The organism is Streptomyces oryzae, from assembly GCF_017676365.1.
GTDB lineage: Bacteria > Actinomycetota > Actinomycetes > Streptomycetales > Streptomycetaceae > Streptomyces > Streptomyces oryzae.
Genome location: NZ_JADKMA010000003.1, coordinates 27,605 through 49,125 on the forward strand (window position 1 = coordinate 27,605; position 21,521 = coordinate 49,125).

Genomic DNA, 21,521 nt, shown 5'->3' on the forward strand with positions numbered 1-21,521 from the left:
GCCGTCGTCAGGCCCCGGAACCCCTGGGGTCATTGGACGTGCGCCGCGCCTGTCGTCATTCGATCGCTTGGCGACAGGACCGGGGTGACCGGAATGTCCCCAGGCTCGACGGGCGAACAGGGTTGGCGGCACGGCGATTCACTGCGGCTGTGGCGTCGATTCCCGGCCCGACAGAGCGCCACGTCAGCGTCCAGTTCGGGTCGGCTTCCTCGACTGTCAGCGGTGGACCGCCGAGCGAGATGAGCGGTTCCGGTGGCGCTGACCAGTCTCAGCGGAACGCGGCGACATTGCGGGTGGCCCAGTCGGCGAAGGGGCGCGGGGCGCGGCCCAGGACCTGCTGGACGTCCGGGCTGACGCGCAACTCGGCCGGGCTCGGGGAACCGAGGATGTCCAGCGTGTCGTCGGCGAGCTCCGCCGGCATGCTCTGGGTCATTGCGGCCTTGGCCTCGTCGCGGGTGAGCTCGTGAAACCTCACGGGCGAGCCAAGTGCGGCGGCGATGGCCGCCGCCTGCTGGCGCGGAGTGATCACCTCCGGGCCGGTCAGCTCGTACGCCCTCCCGGTGTGCCGGTCGTCCAGAAGGCAGGCCGTCGCGACCGCGGCGATGTCCGCCGGGTCGATGATCGGCACCCCGACGTCGCCGAAGGGCGCGGCGACAACCTGCTGTGCACGGACGGACTCGGCCCACCACAGGGCGTTGGAGGCGAAGCCGCCCGGCCGCAGGATGGCCCACTCCAGGCCGGACTGCCGCAGGGTGTCCTCCAGCGCGCGCATCGCGATGCGCGTTGTGCCGAAGGGCCTGGTCACCACGCCCAGGGTGGAGAGCAGCACGACGCGGCGGACCCCGCAGGACGCGGCTTCGCCGATGATGTCGGCAGGGTTGGCTCCAGCGGCGTGCAGGTCGCCGGACAGCAGCAGGAACAGCGACTTCGCACCGGCCAGCGCGGGCTTGAGGCCGGCCGGCTCGGCCAGGTCGCCCACCACGTGGCGGACGCCGTCCGGCACCGCCGCCGCGTGCCGTGACACCGCCGTCACCTGCTCGCCCGCCTCGGCCAGCGCCCGCGTCAACGGCCGCCCGATGTTCCCGGTGGCCCCGGTTACCACGATCATGATCAGCTCCTTGTCGGATGTCCCCTGTGGCCTTCACGCTAGGAGCGGGGACTAACTCTTGGTAAGGACGTACCTTTAGGTAAGCTCATGGCATGGTGGAAGGCGTGCAGCGTGGACGAGTCGAGGTGGGGGAGCGGTATGACGTGTTTCACACCGACTGCCCTGCGCGGGACATGGTCGACCACGTGACCAGCAGATGGGGCATCTGGGTGCTGATCTCCTTGCGAAGCAACAGCCTCCGGTTCTATGAGCTGCGCGAGAGCATCCAGGGCATCAGCGAGAAGATGCTCGCCCAGACCCTGCGCGCGCTCGTCCAGGACGGCCTGGTCTGGCGGGAGGTCGAGCCGACGACGCCGCCCCAGGTCACCTACGGCCTGACCGAGTTCGGCCGGAACATCAACGAGCCGCTGACGGAGCTGTTCGACCGGATCACACAGCGGCTGTCCACGCGCAGCGCGGGGTAGGGCGGTGGCGGCTGGTGCCCTCCGAGACGGCCTCGGAATCCCAGCCCAGACACCAGCCGCAAACCAGCCCGGGTACGGGCTTGCTGCTGTGGCGGCCTGTTCGTCGTGTTCGTGCAGCATCCGCATGACGGTGGCGGGTGAGGGGTGTTGGCCTTTCTTCGTGCCGGTGGTGATGACGAGTCGCTTGGCGATGTCGCGCAGCTCATCTCCAGGTCGCGTAGGTGGAGGGCCATGGACAGCATGTCCTCGTCGGTGACGCCGGCGCCGCCGATGGTCTTGCCGCGCTTGCGGGCGGACTCGTGGCCTTCGAGGGCGTGGTCGCGGATGTACTCGCGCTCCGTGCCGGACATGGCCGCGAGCACGGTGAACACGATCCCGGAAGGGGCGTGCGAGCCCTTCAGTTCTCCGGCGAGGAACTCCAGGCCGACGTCGATGGCCTTGAACTCTTCGGCGAGCATGGTGAGTTCGATGCCGCGGCCGAGCCGCTTGTGCTCGTGGACGACGACGGCCGTGAGCGCTGGTGTCCGACCGCGCGGAGTCCACAGCGCCCTTCACCTGGTCGATGGTGGCTCCGCGCGCTGCGAAGGCGCCCCACCGAGTGCTTCCGGATGTCAGCCGCTCACCACGGCACGGGCGTCCCGTCCCAGGAGAAGAAGCCTCCCGTGGGGCCGTCGTCCGGCAGCAGGGCCAGGCGGACGGCACCCTGCGCTGCCTCGGCCGGGTCGCCGCCGGCTGCGGCGGCCCGGGGGTTGAGATCGGTGGCCCGCAGGCCGGGGGCGAGTGCGTTGACCTTGAAGCCGCCCTCGGCCAGGGTCTGGGCGTAGAAGACGGTGAGGGCGTTGAGGGCGGCCTTGGACGACCGGTAGGCGGCGGCGCCACCGCTGCCCGGGGTGAACTGGGGGTTGGGGTTTGTGCTCCAGGTCAGCGACGCGGTGCCGCTGGAGACGTTGACGATGCGCGGGTGCGGGGACTGGCGCAGGGCGGGCAGGAAGGCATTGGTCACCGCCACCACCCCGAACACGTTGGTCTCGTAGGTGCGCCGGTATTCCTCGACGCGAGTGTCGGCGGGCGGGGTGAGTGACGGTGACACGCCGGCGTTGTTGACCAGCACGTCCAGGCGGTCCACCTGAGCCGCGGCCTGTGCGATGCCGTCCGGGTCCGTCACGTCGAGGACCAGCAGCCGGGCACCGACACCGATCTCCTCGACGGCCCGCTGTCCGCGCCCCGGGTCGCGGGCACCCACGTACACGGTGAGGCCCTCGGCCGCGAGCAGCCGGGCGATGTGCTTGCCGATGCCTTTGTTGGCACCGGTGACCAGAGCTGTGCGATCGTTCATGGCAACTACGGTTCCCTGGTTGTGGGTGCCCTGCCAGGGACAGTCTGTACCAGGCAAGCGGCAGGAGGTGGCATGGCGCGGCAGGAGCTGGCCCGCTTCCTGCGGGACCGCCGGGCGGGCTTGCGTCCGTACGAGGTCGGCCTGATGGCGACGGGCACCGTCCGCCGTACGCCGGGGCTGCGCCGCGAAGAGGTGGCGGAGCTCGCCCATATGTCGGTCGACTACTACACGCGGTTGGAGCAGGCCCGGGGACCGCGGCCATCGCCCCGGATCCTGGACGCGTTGGCCCAGGCGCTGCGGCTCACGTCGGCCGAGCGCAGCCACCTGTTCCGGCTGGCGGGATCGAACCCGCCGCCTGGCAGCAATGTCGTGCGGCGGGTGCGCCCGCATGTGTCCCGAATGCTGGAGCGGCTGCCGGAGACCGCTGCCATCGTCACTGACGCGGCGTACGGCGTCGTCGCCTGGAACCCCCTGGCCCAGGCGCTGCTCGGCGGCGACCTCGCCCGCGGGACGACGAACCTGGCCCGGCGCCGCTTCCTGGGCCAGGGGCAGCTGCACGAGAGCTCCAGCACCGAGGAGTTCGGGCACATCGTGGTGGCGCGGCTGCGCCGGGCCGCCGACCGCTATCCGCACGATCCGCAGCTGACCGCCCTGCTGGCCGAACTTGACGCCCACAGCGAGGAGTTCCGGCAGATCTGGCAGACGCGGCCGGTCCACGCCCCCGGGCACCGCTCCAAGACCCTCCACCACCCGGAGGCCGGCACGCTGCGGTTGAACTGCGATGTCCTGCTCGTACCCGAGGACGACCAGGAAGTCGTCCTGATCACGGCCGACCCCGGATCATCTGCCGCAAGGACCCTGTACAGGCTGGCCAGGCAGACGGCCTGATTCAAAGGACTGGCACAGGTCCCGCCAGTGATTGCAGAGCGTCGCAGCTGCCGGGACCAGTGACTCGGTCGGTACCGAACTCGCCGTGCTCGCTCAGGAACTCAAGGCCGGCGATGTCGGCCCGGGGTACCTCGTCGGCGAACTCAAGGGCTCACACAGCCCGTCCGTCATCATGCGCACCGTGCTCGCGGCCATGTCCGGTGTGGAACCCCGAGCACCGCAAGGCCATCGGCGGTGCGGGATCGACTTGCACTGCCTGTCACTTAGTGACATAGTCACTAAGTGACAGGCGCCATTGGCTCATGGCCTCCGGCGAACCCACCACAAGTTGCCGGCCGCCCATACGCCTCAGGCAAGACCAGGAGCGAGACCAGGAGAACGGACTGGCCCGACCACCGTCGGTAACGCGACCCGGCCGGCCCACACCGGCAGGACATCTGCCCACGGCGGGCCACGTCGGTGCCCCGGAGCAGTGTCCATGTGAGTGCCATATCCGCTGATTCGACCGACATCGCATGCCGCGTACCTGCGGCCGGGGCAGTGAACCGAGCATGGCGTCGGTCCCGGCGTCCGGCCGGACCACGGACCGCACCTGCCCGGCGCCTCACTCCCCTTGGAGGTGCCGGGCAGGTGCCTCGACCCGAACCGCCTCGGCTCCCTGCGGAGCCGGGGCGCATCCCCCGGTGCCAAGGCTCGGCCCCGGCTGAGCGGCTGAGACCGCTCGTCCGCCCGGCCGTTGACGGACGGCCCTTGCCATGGCAGCGCCCGCACCGCAGCCAGTGACCGTTCGGCTTTCACCATCACCGCCCGCCTGCTCCGAGGTGAGGACGGCATCAGGAGGAAGGGATGACCGCAGAACTACTGGAACGCGACGCCGCACACGCGTTACTGGCGTCCGAGACGGAGCGCGTCCTGGCTGGTGCCGGCCGCCTCGTCCTGGTACGCGGCGCCACCGGTACCGGCCGGACCGCCGTACTGGAGGCCGCCGCTGAGCACGCCGCGCACAGCGGGCTCAGGGTGCTGCATGTGCGTTGCTCCCGTGAGGACACGGCTGCCCCCTTCGGTGCGATTGACCACCTCCTGGGCTCTACCGACCACCGCCTGGGCCGTGCGGACAAGGACGCGGACCGCACATCTACCAGGAAGGACGGAGACAGTCCCGCGCAACTCTGGCGGCTGCTGCGCTCACACAGCTCGGCGTGCCCTCTGATGGTCGGCGTGGACGACGTTCACCTTGCTGATGCCGCCTCGCGCCGCTGGCTCGCCGACGTGGCCCGCCGCATCGACCGGTTGCCCATCTTGCTGGTGATCACCGAGCGCAGTCAGTACGACGTCTCTCCCCAGCCGGCCGGCGTCACGCATGCCCTGTCGCCTTCTCTGGTGCGCACACACACCTTGGCTCCGCTCACCGATGACGCCTCGACCGCGCTGGTCCGGGCCGCCGTTCCCGCAGCTTCGGCACAGTGGACGGCGGACTGTGTCCGGGCCGGCGCGGGCAATCCCCTGCTGCTGCGGGCGCTCCTGGACGACCTGGGTGGCGCCCCGCATCAGGCCGTGCCCGAGAGGTGCGCGGCGCTCTATCCCGGGGCTTACCCTGCGGCGGTCTCCTGGTGGCTGGACAGCACCGGGCCCGCAACGGCCCGGCTGGCACGGACCCTCGCGATCCTGGAGCGCACCGGCCCGGAGAACGCGCTGGACGGACTGGCCGGACTGCTCGCCGAAGCGTCCGGGTCCGACCCGGCTCGAACGAGGGGCTGGCTCACCGCGATGCTCCGGATCGGGATACTGCGCCCCGACCCAGCGGGCCTCGTGCACTATGCGCACCCTCTGCTGCGCGACGCCGTACTCGCGGACTGGCCCGCCGAGGCGAGGAGGGCCGCCAATCGGGACGCGTCCGAGCTGATGTTGCGTCGTGGCGACCATGTCGAAGCCATAGCCCGGCAGTTGCTGGACAGCGAGACCGTAGGCCAGTCCTGGGTACGGCGTGTGTTGCGGGACGCCATGACCGTCGCTGTACGGGGGGAACGGCCCGGCGACGCCGTCCGCTACATGCGCAGGGCTCTGGAGGAGCCGCTCCCCGACAGCGAACGGCAGCCGCTGCTCACAGAGTTGGGCTCGCTGGAGTACGCCTGTACCAATCCGTCAGCGGGTATCCGACGTCTCTCCGAAGCCCTGTACCTTCCGGCCGAGCCCCGCGAGCGCGTGCATACTGCTCTCGCCCTCGGCGCCGCTCTCGCCGACAGGGGCGAGCTCGACTCCGCCGTGAGTCTGCTGCGATCGAACGAAAGCGAGCTGACGGGGCATCCGGAGCTCGTCCGTACCGTACGGGTCGCCTCCGTCGCGCTGTCCGATCAGGATCTGGCAGCACGCCGGGACGCGTACCAGCGGCTGAAAGATACGTCCGAAGACAGCCAGGAAGCCGTCGGCGCGGCAGGCCGTGCTCTGCTGGTCCGTTACGCGGTCACCGCCGGTGCGATCTCCGCTCGGACGGCAATGACGCAACTACGGGAGCTGCTGACGCAACCCGTGGGTCCGCTGGAGGAGCCCTTCCTGCTGGGCACATCGGCCGCTGTCGCGCAGTGGGCGGACGAACTGGACGAAGCCGAATGGCTGGTGAAACGCGGGCTGGCGGGGCAGTCCCCGCTTCTGCTGCACCCGATGCATCAGGTCCTGTGCGATGTCCGCGCTGGTATCGCCGCCGCTCGCGGAGACTACGGCCGACTTCTCGCCGAGTATGCGGAGCAGGACTCCCGAGACCACCGCGCCGAGCCGACCGACGTTGCCGCGTATGCTCTGCGTGCTCTGGTCGAGACCGGCCGCCTCGAGGAGGCGCAGCAGCTCGCAGACCGCTTCTCCCTGGACCCGGCGCTGGATTCCTGGCGGATGAACCTGTTCCGCTATGCCCGTGGAACGCTGCGGTCCGCGGTGGGGGACACCACGGGTGCGCTCCACGACTTCCTGGAGTGCGGGCGGCGGCAGTCGGCACGCGGTGTGGTGAGTCCGGTCGTCACCCCATGGCGGGCAGCAGCGGCAGAATGCTGGCTTGCACTGGGGGATCGGCCGCGCGCAGTGGCACTGGCGCACGAGGAAGTCCGGCTGGCCCGGCTGTGGAACACTCCGCGAGCGGTGGGCCGGGCTCTGCAGAGCCTCGCCTCGGCGACCGGGGGGCAGCGTGGGCTGGAACTCGCCGAGGAGGCCGTAGGTGTCCTGCGCCGCTCGCCGGATGGCAGTGAGCTGGTGTCCGCACTGCTCGAGCAGGGGCGCCAACTCACCGGTGCCGACCGGCGGAACAGGGCTCGGGAATGCCTCCTGGAGGCCGCCGAGCGGGCCGAGCTGCTGGGGGCCGAACGCCTTCGGCTCTGCGCTGAGAAGGCTCTGCGGGCAGTCGGGGCCCGTCGCATCACGGCAGCGCTCACCGGCGCCGAAGCGCTCACCAGCAGCGAGCGCCGCATAGCGGAACTGGCCGCCGACGGCCGCACGAACACCGAGATATCCGCGTTCTTGAACGTAGCCCGCCGGACCGTCGAGACGCACCTCACCAGCACCTACCGCAAGCTTGGCATACAGGGCCGGGGAGAGCTGCAGGCGACTCGCAGTGTGCGAGGCGAATAGCCGTGTCGCCATTCTGGACAAGGCAATCGGCAACCCTCGCGCAGCGCTCCGAGGCGTCGGCCCATCGCGCGACTCCTGCGACTGACCTGCGGCGATGGATGGAGCAGACCAGACTGCTCGTGGTGGTCCCGCTGCTGATCTCGTGGTGCGCCTCGTGGTGCTCCACGATTGCGCACGCCGCAGCAGCCACAGAAGTATGGGGAACGACCAGCCGCCACCGGCCCTCGCCGGACCAGCGAGCCCGTGCACATGGTGAGCGGATGTTCAGTCCTCCGACGGCAGGCCGCGGCGGGTGTCCAGCGCGGACGCCGTGCCCTTGGTGCCGACGCCCCGGGCGAACCCACAGTGCAGACGCGGCACATTCGTCGTCGGGGGGCGTCCATACCAGCGGTCAGTGGGTGAACTCCTGGCAGGGTTCCGAGCAGAGGCGACCCGATGTCGGGCGTCCGGCCCGCGCCCCGCGTGGAATTCCGTCATCGAAGCGAAGCACGCGGACCTGGCAGTGCCTGTCGGGCCGTCCCGCGCCGGCGTCTGCCGGCAGTGGCTGGTCATCAGAGAGGGCTCGCGCGCTGCCGGCCGAGCAGCGAGCCGGATGCGGGCCTTCTGCGCGAACATCTCCCGAGAAAGTGGGCGAGACGGAGTGAACTCGACCGAAGGACGCACTACATACCGCTTGCTGGGTCCTGTCGAGGTACAGCGCGGCGATTCCACCCTGGATCTGGGACCGAGACAGCGCAGAGTGCTGCTCACCCGCCTGCTCATCGAGGACGGTCGGCCCGTTCCCGCCAACGAGCTGTGCCGCTCCCTGTGGCACGACGGCCAGCCGGCCGGCGCCATGTCCTCCGTGCGGGCCCACATCAGCAGGCTGCGCTCAGTCCTCGATCCGGTTCGGGAGGGCCGCTCCACCGTGCTGGTTGCCGATTCGGCCGGCTACGCATTGAAGGTGCCCCGCGACTCGCGGGACACCGCCACTTTTGAGGACTCCCTGCACAGGGTGCGTGGAGCCCTGAAGCGTGGTCAGCTCTTCGCCGCACAACGCGAACTGGACACGGCTCTCGCCCTGTGGCGCGACGAGGCCCTCAAAGACGCCGCTGATTACGCCTTCGCCGCACCTGAGCGGTCCCGGCTCAACGCTGCCCACCAGGACGCCAAGGAACTACAGGCCACGATCCTCCTCCAGCAGGGCGACCTGGAGCGCTCGATCGAGGTCGCCGAAGGGCTCGTGCTCAGCGCCCCGTTGCGAGAGTCATCGTGGGCGCTGCTGATGCGCGCGCTGTACGCTGCGGGCCGGTCGGTCGAGGCCCTCCGGCGGTACGAGCGCTTCCGGGGCATGTTGGCCGAAGAGCTGGGCCTGGATCCCAGCCCTGGGCTGAGCAGGCTGCACACGGCGATCCTGCGGCACGACAGCGATGTCCTTGAGGGCCTACTTCCTTCTCCTGCCGCCACCACTCTGTCGGCAGGCTCAGGTTCAGCCCCAGTACCCGTCACCGAGCCCCTGGTCGGCCGGGACGAGGAAACCGCCCAGCTGGCTGCTGTGCTGTCGGCCGCTGCCGCAGGCCGAACCGAGTGGGCGGTGATCTCGGGTGAGCCTGGTTCCGGCAAGACCCGACTGCTGGAAGAGATGGCCACCAAGGCGGCGGCAGAGGGGTTCGCTGTCGCCCGGGTCGGAGGCGGTCAGGAGCTCAGCTCGCACCGCAAGGTCCTCGGAGGGCGCCCGGTCGCTCAGCTCCTTGGCACGCTGCGGCAGGACGGCGGGGATGCCGGCCCGGAGGGGCACATGGAGGAAGAGCCCCTGGACCAGCTCGTCCGTGAACTCACCCGTGCTCCGACCCTGTGCCTCATCGACGACCTCGACTGGACGCCCCCCGATTTCCATACCTTGCTGCTGCGCCTCGTCGATGCTCTGCCGGACGCTCACGTCGCGATCGTCTGCGCACTGCGGAACGCTGACGATCCCTCCGCCAGTGGATTGCTCTCGGCGCTGGCCCGTCGAGGCACGACGTGGCTGCCACTTGAGCCACTGACTGTCGCAGACGTGACCGAACTCCTCGCCGCGCACGGCGGCAGTGCCGCACCGGAGGAAGCCGCGCTGCTGCACCGGCGTGCCGTGGGAAACCCGTTCACTCTGGGCGAGCTGCTCAGGCTCCCGCCGGAGCGGCGTACCGGTCCTGCGGCTCGGGTGCCGACCGCGGTGCGCAGCGCGGTGCACGCGCGGCTGGCCGAGCTTTCCGAGCCGGTGAGGACGATGCTCAGGTACGCCGCAGCCGATGGCGAGTGGCTCGACATCGGTCTGCTGTCCGAAATCCAGGCCATGCCACTGCATTTGCTGTTGCCGTTGGTCGACGCGGCGGTTGCCGCTCGGCTCCTGGTCTGGGAGGCCGATCCCGAAGAACGCCCCGCAGGTGGCTACCGGTTTCCTGAGCTGCCGCGCGAGGTGGTGCTGAGCACACTCACCCCCTCCTCGCGGCAGCTGACGCACGCAGCGCTCGCACGCAAACTCATCGACCGCGGCGACGCCGATCCGGCACGTCTGGCACGCCACTTGCGGGTGGCAGGTCCCACGGCTCCGGCCACGGAGCCGAGGTGGGCGCATTTCGGACCCGAAGCGCGGACATCGGCACGCACTCCGTCTCACACCCATCCAGCCGCACCGGGATGTCATTAGGGCTTCGCAGGAGGAACGATGCCTGGGGAACCACTCCAGCAGCGAGGGCTCCACAGCCCCAGGCGGGGAGGCCGACGGCGCACCCGCCGGGCCGTCTTCGGGGACGCGTGGATTGTGCCCTGCTGCTCCCCTCCCGGGCCAGGTCTGGCCCGGCTCAGCTATTTCTCACCAATCCCCGTACTGAAGGACGTCATCCTCATGACACTCAATATCAAGGCCCCTGCCGTGCTCGCCCTGTTGTGCGCAGTGGCCGGTGTCGGGCTCGTCGGCTGCTCGGGCTCCTCGAAGGCGGACAGCAATCCCTCCGCCGCCCCGTCCACGCAGAGGAAGGCCGGCGCCGGGGAGAATGTGTTCACCGAAATCAAGAAGATCACCGTCGACGGCCACCGGGTGAACGTGTCCTGCTCGGGAACTCCGGTGGACGACAAGCCCGTCGTCGTCCTGCTGGCCGGAGGGGGCGACCGGCTGGAGAAGCTGACCAGCCTGCAAAACACCCTCAGCAGGAGCGAACGGGTCTGCTCCTACGACCGGCTCGGCCAAGGCGCCAGCGACAAGCCGAACGGGCCGCAGACCTTCGCCACCACCGGGAGGATCCTCACCGGCGTGCTCGACCACGTCGCCGGAGACCGGCCGGTCGTCCTGGCCGGCCACTCCCTGGGCGGAATCATCGCCGCCCGCTACGCCCCCGACCACCAGGACAAGGTCAAGGGGCTGGTCCTGCTCGACGCCACCTCGCCGACGAACACCGCCGACATCACCGACGCGATCCCCGAGTCCGCCACCGGAGACGCGGCCGAGCTGCGCGCGCAGCAGCTCGCGATCTTCCGGGGGAAGAACCCAGAGCGGCTCCGGATCCCTGACGGCAAGGTCCAGTCCGCCGGGGACATCCCGGTGGAGGTGGTCAAGCACGGGAAGCAGTACCTCGCGGACATCCCCAAGTACGGTCCGGCCCTGGAGCGGTCGTGGTCCAAAGGGCAGCGCAAGTGGCTCGCGATCTCCAGCAACAGCCGCCTGAGCACTGCGGACGACAGCGGGCACTACATCTACGCCGACCAGCCCGACGTCGCCATGAAGGCCATCCAGCGCGTCACCTCGCAGGCCGCACGCTGATACTGCTGTCGCGGACCACGTGTACGGGCTGCTCGGTCCGGTCGGCCGGAAGGACAGCCGGCCGCTCGGCGAGTACGTCGGACGTGCCATCCCGTATGGCCTGGCATTGCAAAAACGTTGGCGAGAGGTTGTATTCAGCCTGAGGCCGGATGCCCGGGCATGAAGGCGGCTTATTCTTAGCCAGGCTGAAACGAACTGCTGGCCGCCTCGGTCGGCCGCGAGTCGCGGTGCGAATTCCATTGTCGATGCAGTCGCGTTCGACTGCATCTACGAATACCAAGCAGCGATTTCTCGTCCCGCCGCGCCGGGTCCCTCCGCACCGCCCGGTGCTTTCGGCGCCCATAGCCGACCTGACCGCCGAGGTCGCGTCAGCGTCGGCGTGCCACCAAGGAACCGGACGCGTTGTCGGTCGACAGCTTCACTCCATTCCACACAGATGGTCTCGCAATGCCCAAGCCCTCGCCCTCGGAGAGTACGAAGCACCCCCGAGCGACCCCCGATCGACTGGCCTTTGTGGCGATGGTGGTCACCGTGGTCGCCTTCTGGCGCAACGCCCTTGGCTTCGCCACGCTCGGGCCGTTCCTCCTGCTGGTGCGGCGCCACCGCGAGGTGGCGCGCGTCGCCCGCGGTGAACGCGGACTGCTGCGGCACGAGCAGTGGCGGCCCCTGGCCCGCGGCTTTCTGGCCGCCACATCGCTCGCGCTGCACTTCGCGACCTTCATGACGAGTACGCGGATGTCCACCGTGGCAATGTCCACGGCGCTTGTGGCCACCCAGCCGATCTGGCAGGCCCTCATCGACGCAGGTCAGGGAGTACCGGTCGCACGCCGAACATGGCTAGGGCTGCGCTGGCCGGGTACACAGCCCTGAGCCAGAAGGCACGCACGGACGTGAGCACCCCCCTGTACTCAGTGGTCACTTCCCTGGTCTGTGGGCTGGAACTCCTCGCCGTCTGCTGGCTGGCCGGCATCCCGCTCACCGGCTTCGACCAGTCCACACAGCTGTCGTTGCTCGGCTTGCTTCTCCTGCCTCAGCTGCTGGGACTGGGCTCGTTGAACTTCGCCCTCGGCCGCGCTTCGGCGACGACGATGAGTGTCTTCCTCCTGCTGGAGACTCCGATCGCAGCGCTCGCTGCATGGTGGCTCATGGGGCAGGGCATCGAGCCCGCGACCATGCCCGGGCTCCTGCTCATCATCGTCGGCGTCACGGTCGTGTTGACGAACGGCGACGGCGAGCAGACCCGGCGCGGCCGGCACCGCAAGAGAGCACTGCCGCAGCCTGACGCTCACCCCCCACGGCGCCGGCGCATTCGACACCCTGTACTTGCGTCGGGCCCCCGCGAGTGATCCGCCCGTCTGCTTCATTGCATTGTTCTTGCTTTTTGATTGTCGAAGGGCTTGGGGAGCCCGAAACCGAGTCGGCTGACGTGCTACATCCGAGTTGTTCCGATGAACTCTTCGGAGAACCTCTCAGGTCTCAATTTCCGCTATTGAAAAGGGCTTTGCTCCGTGCTTGACTGTGGATTGAGCTGAAGGCGACGCGACAGCGTCGGGACCAAGCCGGCCCAGTGGCCCGTCGGCGGGGAGGCGTTGCTGCCTCGCATCGGGCACGTAGCCGCACTTGTGCTATTCAGCTTGCCCCGCTGATGTTCCCGTCCGGCCGGGTGCTGCCCATGCGCGCGCATTGGTTCCCTGGCTCTTTCCAGCCGCTCTGTCGGTTCCTTTTGGGCAACACCCGGCGATTGCGGTGCCACATGGCGGACTCAGGTAAAGAACAACGTTTGGAGAAAAATGCACAGCATAAAGCGGAAGGCCGCGGTCGCGGCCGGCAGCCTGGCGGTCGCGGTGGGGATCTCCCTGTTCGGCGCGGGCGCGGCCTCGGCCGGCGACTTCACACCCCGTGAGGGCGTGATCGGAGACGGAAGCCTGCAGGCGTGCCAGACGTACGGCAACACCATGGCGCAGCAGGGCGCGCTCACCGGCTACACCTGCACGAAGCTGTCCAACGGCAAGTACTACTTCAATTGGTACTGAGACTCCCTCTCACCGGGCTCATCGGTACTCAGCACAGTAGAGCCCTGACGGTATAGGGCTTCAGCAGAAGGGTTTGCCCGAGCACCGGCTACCCGGTCGTCCGGCCGGCGCCGTGCTCGGGCGGACTCCTTTCTCTTTCCCGCCGCGTTCCCGGCCACCCGGCCCGGGGCGATCGCCTGACAGGTGCAGCTCTCGGGAAGGCGAACCGGGGCCGGCCAGGGCCTGGTCGACACCTCGTCACCCTGCTGTGACCGAGCGTGCTCGAGACCTCGCTTGGGTTAACCTCATGGGATGTCAGAGTCGCGTCGGCCTTACCACTCTCCGCGGCGCGAGCGGGAAGCGAGGCGAACCCAGCAGGAGATCTTGCAGACCGCTCGCGATTTGTTCATCGCACGCGGCTATGCGCGGGTCACCATGTCCGAAATCGCGCGCACTGCCGGAACAGCCGTGAAGACGGTCTATGCCAGTGTGGGGACGAAGGTTGACCTGCTGCATGCGCTGATCGACTCCGACATGGCCGGCTTCCAGACCACCGCGGCGCTCGAGCAACTGGGCGACGCATCCAGCCTTGAGTCGGCCATCGCACTGGTGGCACGCGGCGCCCGCGCCGACTATGAACGCGCTCAGTCCGTGATCGACCTTCTGTACTCGGCAGCGGCCAGCGACGACGGTGCGCGTGAAGCGTGGCAGGACGTGATCACCCGGTACCGTCGCGCGTTGCGGGAGGCCGCGGAGGAGATCGTCCGCAAGGGCCTTGTCGCCCCACGCTTCGAGGTCCAAGGCGTCGCGGACAGGCTGTGGTTCTGCTTCGGGCTGGCCGCTTGGCGGGCCCTCGTCGTCGACTGCAAGTGGACCTACGACGACGCGGAGAAGGCGCTCAGGCGCCAAGCCCGCTGCATGCTCACAGAGGATTAGCCGGGGCCTTCGCTCATAGCCCGGCATCCCGAACATCGCCCCGAACATCTGCGAGATGCGCGGCGGGTGCCGTCACAGTCGGTCGGCGCCGGCCAGGCCGGCCAAGGTTGGCGTGCTTTGCGTGCGACGCGACGGTACTGCCGCATGCCGCTGTCGCATGCCGCTGTCGAGGAGAGCCCCCACCGGGATCGTGACGCGGTCGCACGCGCCCGGCATCAATTCGATGCATGCCTTGTGTAGTCAATACCTGTGGCCTAACCTGGACCCCTGAACGTTGGGGGGACGGGAAGTCAGATCCCGGTTGGCGCCGTGCCGTTCGGCGGGCGAGCAGCTCACAACCGCAGGAAGCGCCCCCGGACACCGTTCTCCCAAGCGGCGGTCTTCCGACCGCGCTCACTGCTCAGAACCACTGCGGCCCGCATCGGCCGGATGGAGGTGTATCCCCATGGGCGACCAGTCCATCAGCGTCGGTGGTGTGCAGTACCGGGTGACTCCGGAATATCTGTCCACCGCCTCGACGAACGCCCAAACCACCGCGGACAACCTGGCCAGAGAACTCGCCCAGATCAAGAACTACGTCCTGAGTCTGGAAGCCGACTGGCAGGGCATCGCCCACAACCAGTTCCAGATTCTGATGCAGGAATACGACACGTACGCCCGCATGCTGCACGACGCGCTGTACGGCATTTCGCAGGGACTTCGCGGCAACTACGTGAACTACAAGGAGTCCGAGGAGCAGAACCTCGCCAATCTCCTGCGGCTGGGCGAGGACGTGCCACGGCCCCCGAGCGGCAGCAACATCGTGAGCGAACCGGACCATGTCAAATCCGTACGGCCCGTCGCCGACTTCTCCTGACCTCCGTAATCCACGGACCGACCCTGACGCGAGGAGCACGAGCACACATGGCCAACATCGACGGTTCGCAGATCTACGTCGGCGAAGGACTGGGCGCCGCGGGCAGCTGGCTCAACGGCCGCGCCGGCCACATCAGCGATGAACTCCTGGCGCTGAAGGGCCAGTTGGCGCCGCTCGCAGACGCATGGAAGCAGAGCCAGGCAGCCACGTACTACCAGGACCTGCAGAACGAGTGGGACCTGGCCGCCCACGGACTCTTCGGCCCGGACGGCGTACTCGGCCGCATCGCGCACGCCATGAACGTGAACTGGAGCAACTACAGCGAAGCCGAGTGGTCGAACGTGTCGACCTGGAAGCACTGAACAATTTCTCTTCGGCTTCCCTCCCGACCGCGTATGTGCGGGGAAAAGGCAGGGGGGCCGGGACAAGGACGAACCCCGTTGTCCGATGAACGTTGCCGGGTCACCGTGATCGGTGGGCGTAAGAGCGTCGACCTGGCACTGCCCACACGGACTCCCATCGCCGAGTACGCCCCCAGGCTCGCCGGAATGTGCGGCGCCGAGGAGTCCGAGGCGCTGCCTGCGGTGTGGTCACTGGCCACGGCCGAGGCCGCCCCTTTCGCCCCCGGCGACTCCCTGGAGGAGGCGGGGGTGCTGGACGGCACGGTGCTCTATCTGCGGGACTGCCGCGCCGAGGAGAACTACGACCTCACCGTCACCGATCTCGACGATCAGATCGCCGCCGCGAACGAGGACAGCGCGAGCTGGGGCGCCCGCCACCGGGCACAGGCCGTCGTCGCCGCCGGGCTGGGCGCCTGCGCGGTCGCCGCCGGGACTCTCGCCGTACGGCAGGAGGCCGGTCTGGGCTCCGTGCTGTTCTGGGTGGCCGGTCTCGGTTCCGCGCTGACCGCCTGGTACGCCACCCGCAAGTCGTGGCCGGTGTCTGCGGCCATGCGCCAGGTGATGGCGCTGGCCGCCTGCCCGTTGCTGGCCTTCGCCGGGCTGGGCGGCCCCTTGCACGGCGAGGTCGCCACCCCCGTCGCCACCTCCGTGAGCGCCACGGCCGGCGCGCTTGCGGGACTGGTCGCGCTGCCCGCGATCTCCACCGTCGTACTACAACTCGTCACCACGCTCGCCATGGTGCTGGTGGTACCGCTGTCGGTGCTCGGCGCCGACCGTACGGGTGCCGCCGCTGTGACCACCGCAGCGCTGCTTCCGCTGATCCGGGCGCTGCCGCGGATCACCAGCCAGATCGCCGTTATCGCGCCCGGCGACAGCGGAGCGCGCGGGACGACCGAGAGCGAGGAGGTGGCAGCGGCGGTCCGCCGTGGAAATCTGCTGCTGACGTTCCTCACCGTCCTCTTCTGCACCGCGCTGGCCGGCTCACTTGTGGCCCTCGCGGTCTCCCGCGACGCCTATGCACTCGGTCTGCTGGGCTGTGCTTCGGTGGCGCTGCTGCTGGACGCCGGCGCCTCGCGGCTGCTGTCCGTCGTGGGACCCCAACTGGCTGTCGCCGCCCTCGGGCTGACAGCGCTGGCCATGCGCGTGCCGGAGGTCATGTCTCCCACCGGCGCTTCGGCGGGGCTGGCGGTGTTCGCGGCGGGGCTGGTGCTGGCGGCGTGGGGGCTCGGGATGGCGTTCCGTGCGGTCGCGCGGCCGGGCACGTTCGCCGACCGGCCCAGGTGGCTGAGCACCTGGGCGAGCTTCTTCATCGTGGTGTGTGTGCCGCTCGCGGTCGGGGTCTTCGGCGTCTTCGAGCGGCTGGCCAGTGCGGGGAGCTCGATGTGAGCGGCCCCCTGACCGGCCGTACGGCGCGGGAGCCGGAACCGTGAAGGCGGCCAAACAGTGGGTGGCGCCGGGCAGTTGGGGCGCTCACCGGTCGATCGGTGTGGCGGTGCGCGACGCGGCCCCCGGCTCGGTCATCACCGTACGCGCCGGCACGTACCGGGAGAGCGTCGTCATCGACAAGGACATCTCGCTCGTCGCCGAGAAGGGCCCCGGTACGGTCCGGGTCGTCGCGGCGCGTGGGCCGGCCCTGACCGCACACGGCGGCAGGCCCGAGGTGCGAGGCCTCTCCTTCGAGGCGTCCTCCCCGCGCGAGGCGGCGGTGCGGCTGCGGGCCGGCGAACCGGTGCTGCGGGACTGCACCGTCAACGGCGGCCGTATCGAGGTCTCGGAGAGCGCGGCAGCGACGCTGACCGGCTGTTCCGTACGGGGCGCCGAGCTGGCCTCGGTACGGCTCACCGGCACCAGCCGCACCACATTGGAGAGCTGCGACATCCGCTCCAGCGCCGGTGACGGCGTTGTCGCCGACGACGAGGCGCGCCTTGAGCTGACCGAGACGGTGATCGACGAGACCGAAGGGCGCGGTGTGTGGCTCGGCGGAGCGGCACAGGCGACGCTCACCCGCTGCGAGGTCAGGCGCAGCACCTATGCCGCGGTCCAGGCGGAGAGCCGGGCCGGTGCGGTGCTGCGCGAGTGCCGTCTGCATGAATCGGGCGCCCAGGGGCTGCGGCTGCGCGGCTCCGCGGGGCGTCTCGCGGTACGGACGGGCGCCGGTGAGCCGGTCGACACGGTGCCCGCGCGGATACCCGCGGGCACCGTGCCGGAGGAGGGGTCCTTCGGTGTCCGGCTGCGCAACTGCGAGATCTTCCGCACCGCGGGCGCCGGTGTGCTGGCCGACTCCGACAGCGCGGCACTGCTCGACAACTGCCATATCCACCACACCAGCGGTGCCTGCGTGGTCGCGACCGGCTCCAGCGGACTCCGGCTGACGAAGGTGCGCGCTGTCGACAGTGAGGACAGCGCGCTGGTGCTGTTCGGCGACGCCGCCACCGCAGCCGACGAGTCCACGTTCGCCCGCACGGGGGCGAACGGCGTCTATGCCGTCGAGAACGCGGAACTGACCGCCGCCGACTGCGAGTTCAAGGACACCGCCTTCACGGCCGTACATCTGGGCGGCAGCGCCCGCGCCCAGCTCACCGGCTGCTCGGCCACCGGCACCCCCGAGCACGGGCTGCGCGCCACCGCCCGCGCCGAACTGCTCGCCACCGACTGCGAAACCCGCGACACCGAACTGGCCGGCGTCTGCGTCGACGGCGGGGATGCGGTGCTGCGCGACTGCCGCATCAGCGCCACCAGGGTGGGGGTCCGGCTGGCCACCACGCACCGGCCGCTGCTCGTCGACTGCCTGATCAGCGATGTCACCGGCGTCGGTGTCGAGATCGGCCCCGGCACCGGCGGCCAGTTGGAGAACCTGACGGTGACCCGCGCCGGCTCCTCCGGAATGACGCTGGACGCGGACAGCACGGCGGCTGTCGAAGGCGGTGCGATACGCGAGCCGGCGGGCAGCGGCATCGTCGTACGGGCGGGAGCGCGGCCCCGGATACGCGGCACGACCGTGGCGGACGCCGCGAAGAACGGCCTGTTCGTCGAGGAGCGCGGCGAGGGCACCTACGAGGACTGCCACCTCTCCGGCAGCCGCTTCCCCGCCGTCTACGCGGGCGCCAAGTCGCGGCCCGTGCTGCGGCGTTGCACGGTCAGCGGCACCGAACAGGACCTGTTGCGGGACGAGGAGGCCGAGGTCCTGGCCGAGGGCTGTGTGTGCGAGGGCGTGGACGACGCTCAGCTTCCTGAGCTGGACGGCTCCGGTCCGCAGCCGAAGGGCGGCGCTGTCGCGGCCGCCGCGGCCGGTGCCGCCGGCGCGAACGGCACAGGCATGGGGCCCGGCGACGGCGGCGAAGCGGCGGACGACGCCGAGACCGCCGAGGACAAGCTCCGCGAGCTGCATGCCGAGCTGGACCGGCTCGTCGGTCTCGACGGCGTCAAACGCGACATCGTGACGCTGACGAAGCTGATGCAGATGGTCAAGGTCCGCCAGGATGCGGGACTTTCGCCGCCGCCGCTGAACCGGCATCTGGTCTTCGAGGGCAACCCCGGCACCGGCAAGACCACCGTCGCCCGGCTCTACGGCGGCTTCCTGGCGGCACTCGGGCTGCTGGAACGCGGCCACCTGGTCGAGGCCGACCGGGGCGACCTGGTCGGCGAGTTCGTGGGGCATACGGCGCCCAAGACCACGGCGGTCTTCCGGCGGGCGCTGGGCGGTGTGCTCTTCATCGACGAGGCGTACTCGCTGGTGCCGCACGGCTACGGCAACGACTTCGGCACCGAGGCCGTCTCGACGCTGGTGAAGCTGATGGAGGACTTCAGGGACGCGGTGGTGGTCATCGTGGCCGGCTACCCCGGCGACATGCGGCGCTTCCTCGACTCCAACGCGGGCCTCGCGTCCCGGTTCACCCGCACTCTCACCTTCGAGGACTACTCCTCCGAGGAGCTGGTGCGCATCGTCCAGCACCAGGCCGACAGCCACCAGTACCGCTTCTCACCCGAGACGGCGCAGGCCCTGCACGACTACTTCGACGCCGTTCCGCGCGGCGAGCGGTTCGGCAATGGCCGCAGCGCACGGCAGGTGTTCCAGCTGATGACCGAGCGGCACGCCCAGCGGGTCGCCGGCACCGATCTGGCTGGGCTCGACCCCCTCGACCTCGGGTCCTCCGGGGCCGAGGTACTGACCACCCTGCTGCCGCAGGACCTCCCCCCGGAGGACGCGCTGTGAAGACGACCGCTGGAAGCACGACGAGCACGAGGAGGGGGAGGAGTTGAGCGACTCCGGCTACACCATCGAGCAGTTCAGGATCGACCTGAAGCAGCTGAACGAAGCCATCGGCACGATCTCCACCATCAAGACCGAGATCACGGACAACATGTCGGCCGTCCGCAAGATCATGAACAGTCTGGGCGACGCCTGGTCGGGGCCGGCCCACAACACATTCCACCCGATGAAAACCTGGTTCGACACCACCCAGACCGACCTGGGGGAGATGCTCGACGAGATCATCCGGCGGCTCCAGTCGTCCTACGACAACTATCACGCGGCGGAGCAGGCCAACTTCGGCAACGTCACGCCCGAAGGGCCTCCGCCGCCCGGAGGGTCGGCGTGACCGCCGCCGGCGCGCCCGTCATTGCTGTGCCGGCCTCGGTGAAGTGCCCCCCGGCACACGGGAGGCGGCCGGCCGCGGTGCCCGGCCGCCTCCCGGAGCTGTCACTTGTTCGCGGGGGGATCCGGGAAGACCGACTTCCGGTCGGCTTTCGCGTACATCTGCCCCACAGCGTTGAGGGTCGCGATGTACTCGCCGGTGGCCTGCAGGACGCTGGCTATCTGCGCGAGCACCTTCTGCTGGATCGGGTTGATGACGGAGGCGAACTCCTTGGCGGGTTCCGCCCACTGCGAGTCGTAGGTGTAGGCGTGCATCTTCCCCTCGCCGTCGACGGTGGAGTGCCCGCCCTGGAGCTCCTGGCCGAAGACCGTGTCCTTGTTCGCCGCGACGTTCTGACGCAGTTCCTCGTACTTGCTCACGGCGGTGCGGGCGTCGGACAGCATGCTCTCCTCGGCCGTCCGCATGCTGCTCAGGCTGATGTAGAAGGCGTTCGCCGGCGGTATGGCCGTGTCGCCGTCGCCCGTCCCTCCTCCCACCTTCGGGGGATCGTTGTTGAAGCTCGGCGGTTCGGTCCACTCGACCGACACCTCCGGGACGCTGTCGGAGAAGTCCTTGTCCTTGTCGGGAAAATCGTCGGCGCTGTCGCCCCCCTCGGCGTCCTCCTTCTCGTCGTCCGGCGGCGGTTCGAGCGGATGCTCGTCGTACTCCGAATCAATGCGCTCTGTCATTTCTCCCACTCTCAGTTCGTCGTCTCCGGGACCAGGTTTCCGGCCCGGCGCCCTGTGAATAAAGCCCGGCACCGTGCCTCAATTACGTGTATCAGATTCGACGGGCGATGTCAGTACGCCGCAGGAAGAAAATCGCCTCGAAAATCATCCGCCCGAAGGGCGCCCGCGGAAAGGAGCCGGTGAAAAGCCGTGTGCGCTGATTACGACTACGCGACTCTCCATATCGCACCCAACGACCTTAAATCCAAGAAGGATCGTCTCGTCACCACGGGACAGGAGATCAGTGATGCGCTCGGCCGTATCAGCGACACCCTGTCCGCGCTGCGTCTGGAGTGGCGAGGCAAGTCCGCCCAGCGGCAGCAAGAGATCAGCGACGAATGGGAGCGGGTCTTCGGGGAGCTTTTCGGGACCAAGGACAAGCCCGACACCGGCGTCCTGAGCGCACTCGCCAACGCCGTCCACAACGCCGCCAAAAATTACGCCGAAGTAGAGAACGGTGCGGCCGATATCTTCGACAGGCTGCTGTTCACCCTGATGAAGCAGGACATCAACCAGGCAACGGCCGAGTATTTGTCGCAGGGTACGCCGAATCCCGACGAGACATACCAGAAGATGTTGACGATGCTCCAGGGTGAAACACCGCCGCTGGAGGACCAGGACGACGCGAAGAAGTCTGCGATTTTCACCGACTATCCAAATGTCTGACGCCGCGCAAGGTATACACCCCCACTCCCCGGACCCGTTCTTAGGCATACGGCACCCATGAGTCGAACCGCTTTCCACCGCCCCGTCCGTATCACCCCTCCCCCC

At 69.1% G+C, this 21,521-nt stretch carries 19 protein-coding genes; 15 read left to right on the top strand and 4 right to left on the bottom strand.

The genetic code is table 11. The features are described 5' to 3' along the window. Positions 1–268 precede the first annotated feature (268 nt). Positions 269–1,108 (bottom strand): SDR family oxidoreductase, encoded by an 840-nt coding sequence (locus ITI46_RS01070; protein WP_209237210.1) that lies wholly within the window; start codon positions 1,106–1,108, stop codon positions 269–271. Between the two features lie 92 nt (positions 1,109–1,200). Between ITI46_RS01070 and ITI46_RS01075 the strand changes: the two genes are divergently transcribed. Beyond that, the gene (locus ITI46_RS01075; RefSeq protein WP_209237212.1) at positions 1,201–1,572 is read left to right on the top strand and encodes a winged helix-turn-helix transcriptional regulator; all 372 of its coding nucleotides are present in this window, start codon (positions 1,201–1,203) and stop codon (positions 1,570–1,572) included. On the opposite strand, the gene ITI46_RS01080 is transcribed toward ITI46_RS01075, so the two are convergent. Together ITI46_RS01080 and ITI46_RS01085 are read right to left on the bottom strand one after the other, a co-directional pair. Continuing rightward, positions 1,476–2,030 (bottom strand): recombinase family protein, encoded by a 555-nt coding sequence (locus ITI46_RS01080; protein ID WP_247745278.1) that lies wholly within the window; start codon positions 2,028–2,030, stop codon positions 1,476–1,478. The two genes, ITI46_RS01075 and ITI46_RS01080, sit on opposite strands and share 97 nt — an antisense overlap. Positions 2,031–2,191: 161 nt before the next feature. Beyond that, positions 2,192–2,908 (bottom strand): SDR family oxidoreductase, encoded by a 717-nt coding sequence (locus ITI46_RS01085; protein ID WP_209237214.1) that lies wholly within the window; start codon positions 2,906–2,908, stop codon positions 2,192–2,194. Positions 2,909–2,980: 72 nt separating this feature from the next. Here ITI46_RS01085 and ITI46_RS01090 point away from each other — a divergent pair, with 72 nt between their 5' ends. From ITI46_RS01090 to ITI46_RS01150, 13 genes are all read left to right on the top strand, one after another. Beyond that, entirely contained in the window at positions 2,981–3,796 is an 816-nt protein-coding gene (locus tag ITI46_RS01090) for a helix-turn-helix transcriptional regulator (RefSeq protein ID WP_209237215.1), read from the top strand. A gap of 846 nt (positions 3,797–4,642) precedes the next feature. After that, positions 4,643–7,408 carry an AAA family ATPase gene (locus tag ITI46_RS01095; protein WP_209237217.1) on the top strand — a complete coding sequence of 922 codons (2,766 nt, stop codon included), beginning with the start codon at positions 4,643–4,645 and terminating at the stop codon, positions 7,406–7,408. A 640-nt stretch (positions 7,409–8,048) separates the two neighbouring features. Next, entirely contained in the window at positions 8,049–10,073 is a 2,025-nt protein-coding gene (locus tag ITI46_RS01100) for an ATP-binding protein (protein WP_307808009.1), read from the top strand. A gap of 198 nt (positions 10,074–10,271) precedes the next feature. After that, the gene (locus ITI46_RS01105) at positions 10,272–11,183 is read left to right on the top strand and encodes an alpha/beta fold hydrolase (protein WP_209237221.1); all 912 of its coding nucleotides are present in this window, start codon (positions 10,272–10,274) and stop codon (positions 11,181–11,183) included. Between the two features lie 513 nt (positions 11,184–11,696). Further along, entirely contained in the window at positions 11,697–12,053 is a 357-nt protein-coding gene (locus ITI46_RS01110; RefSeq protein WP_209237223.1) for a DMT family transporter, read from the top strand. A 20-nt stretch (positions 12,054–12,073) separates the two neighbouring features. After that, complete coding sequence (locus ITI46_RS01115; protein ID WP_307808010.1) at positions 12,074–12,529, top strand: EamA family transporter; 456 nt, start codon at positions 12,074–12,076, stop codon at positions 12,527–12,529. A gap of 444 nt (positions 12,530–12,973) precedes the next feature. Then, positions 12,974–13,216 carry a hypothetical protein gene (locus tag ITI46_RS01120; RefSeq protein ID WP_209237227.1) on the top strand — a complete coding sequence of 81 codons (243 nt, stop codon included), beginning with the start codon at positions 12,974–12,976 and terminating at the stop codon, positions 13,214–13,216. Positions 13,217–13,579: 363 nt separating this feature from the next. Next, a complete protein-coding gene (locus ITI46_RS01125) occupies positions 13,580–14,131 on the top strand; it encodes a TetR/AcrR family transcriptional regulator (RefSeq protein WP_209237229.1) in 552 nt (183 codons plus the stop codon). Between the two features lie 445 nt (positions 14,132–14,576). Beyond that, positions 14,577–14,987, top strand: a complete 411-nt coding sequence (locus ITI46_RS01130) for a WXG100 family type VII secretion target (RefSeq protein ID WP_209237231.1) — start codon at positions 14,577–14,579, stop codon at positions 14,985–14,987. A gap of 47 nt (positions 14,988–15,034) precedes the next feature. Further along, positions 15,035–15,349, top strand: a complete 315-nt coding sequence (locus tag ITI46_RS01135; RefSeq protein ID WP_209237233.1) for a WXG100 family type VII secretion target — start codon at positions 15,035–15,037, stop codon at positions 15,347–15,349. 78 nt (positions 15,350–15,427) lie between these two features. After that, positions 15,428–16,774 (top strand): EsaB/YukD family protein, encoded by a 1,347-nt coding sequence (locus ITI46_RS01140; RefSeq protein WP_209237235.1) that lies wholly within the window; start codon positions 15,428–15,430, stop codon positions 16,772–16,774. 40 nt (positions 16,775–16,814) lie between these two features. Beyond that, positions 16,815–19,601, top strand: a complete 2,787-nt coding sequence (locus ITI46_RS01145) for a right-handed parallel beta-helix repeat-containing protein (protein ID WP_209237237.1) — start codon at positions 16,815–16,817, stop codon at positions 19,599–19,601. A gap of 43 nt (positions 19,602–19,644) precedes the next feature. Next, on the top strand, positions 19,645–19,986 hold the full coding sequence (locus ITI46_RS01150; protein WP_209237239.1) for a WXG100 family type VII secretion target: 342 nt from the start codon (positions 19,645–19,647) through the stop codon (positions 19,984–19,986). 101 nt (positions 19,987–20,087) lie between these two features. On the opposite strand, the gene ITI46_RS01155 is transcribed toward ITI46_RS01150, so the two are convergent. Beyond that, positions 20,088–20,711 (bottom strand): hypothetical protein, encoded by a 624-nt coding sequence (locus ITI46_RS01155; protein ID WP_209237241.1) that lies wholly within the window; start codon positions 20,709–20,711, stop codon positions 20,088–20,090. Positions 20,712–20,900: 189 nt separating this feature from the next. Here ITI46_RS01155 and ITI46_RS01160 point away from each other — a divergent pair, with 189 nt between their 5' ends. Continuing rightward, positions 20,901–21,416: a WXG100 family type VII secretion target gene (locus ITI46_RS01160; protein ID WP_209237242.1), complete on the top strand. Its 516-nt coding sequence runs from the start codon at positions 20,901–20,903 to the stop codon at positions 21,414–21,416. Positions 21,417–21,521 lie beyond the last annotated feature (105 nt).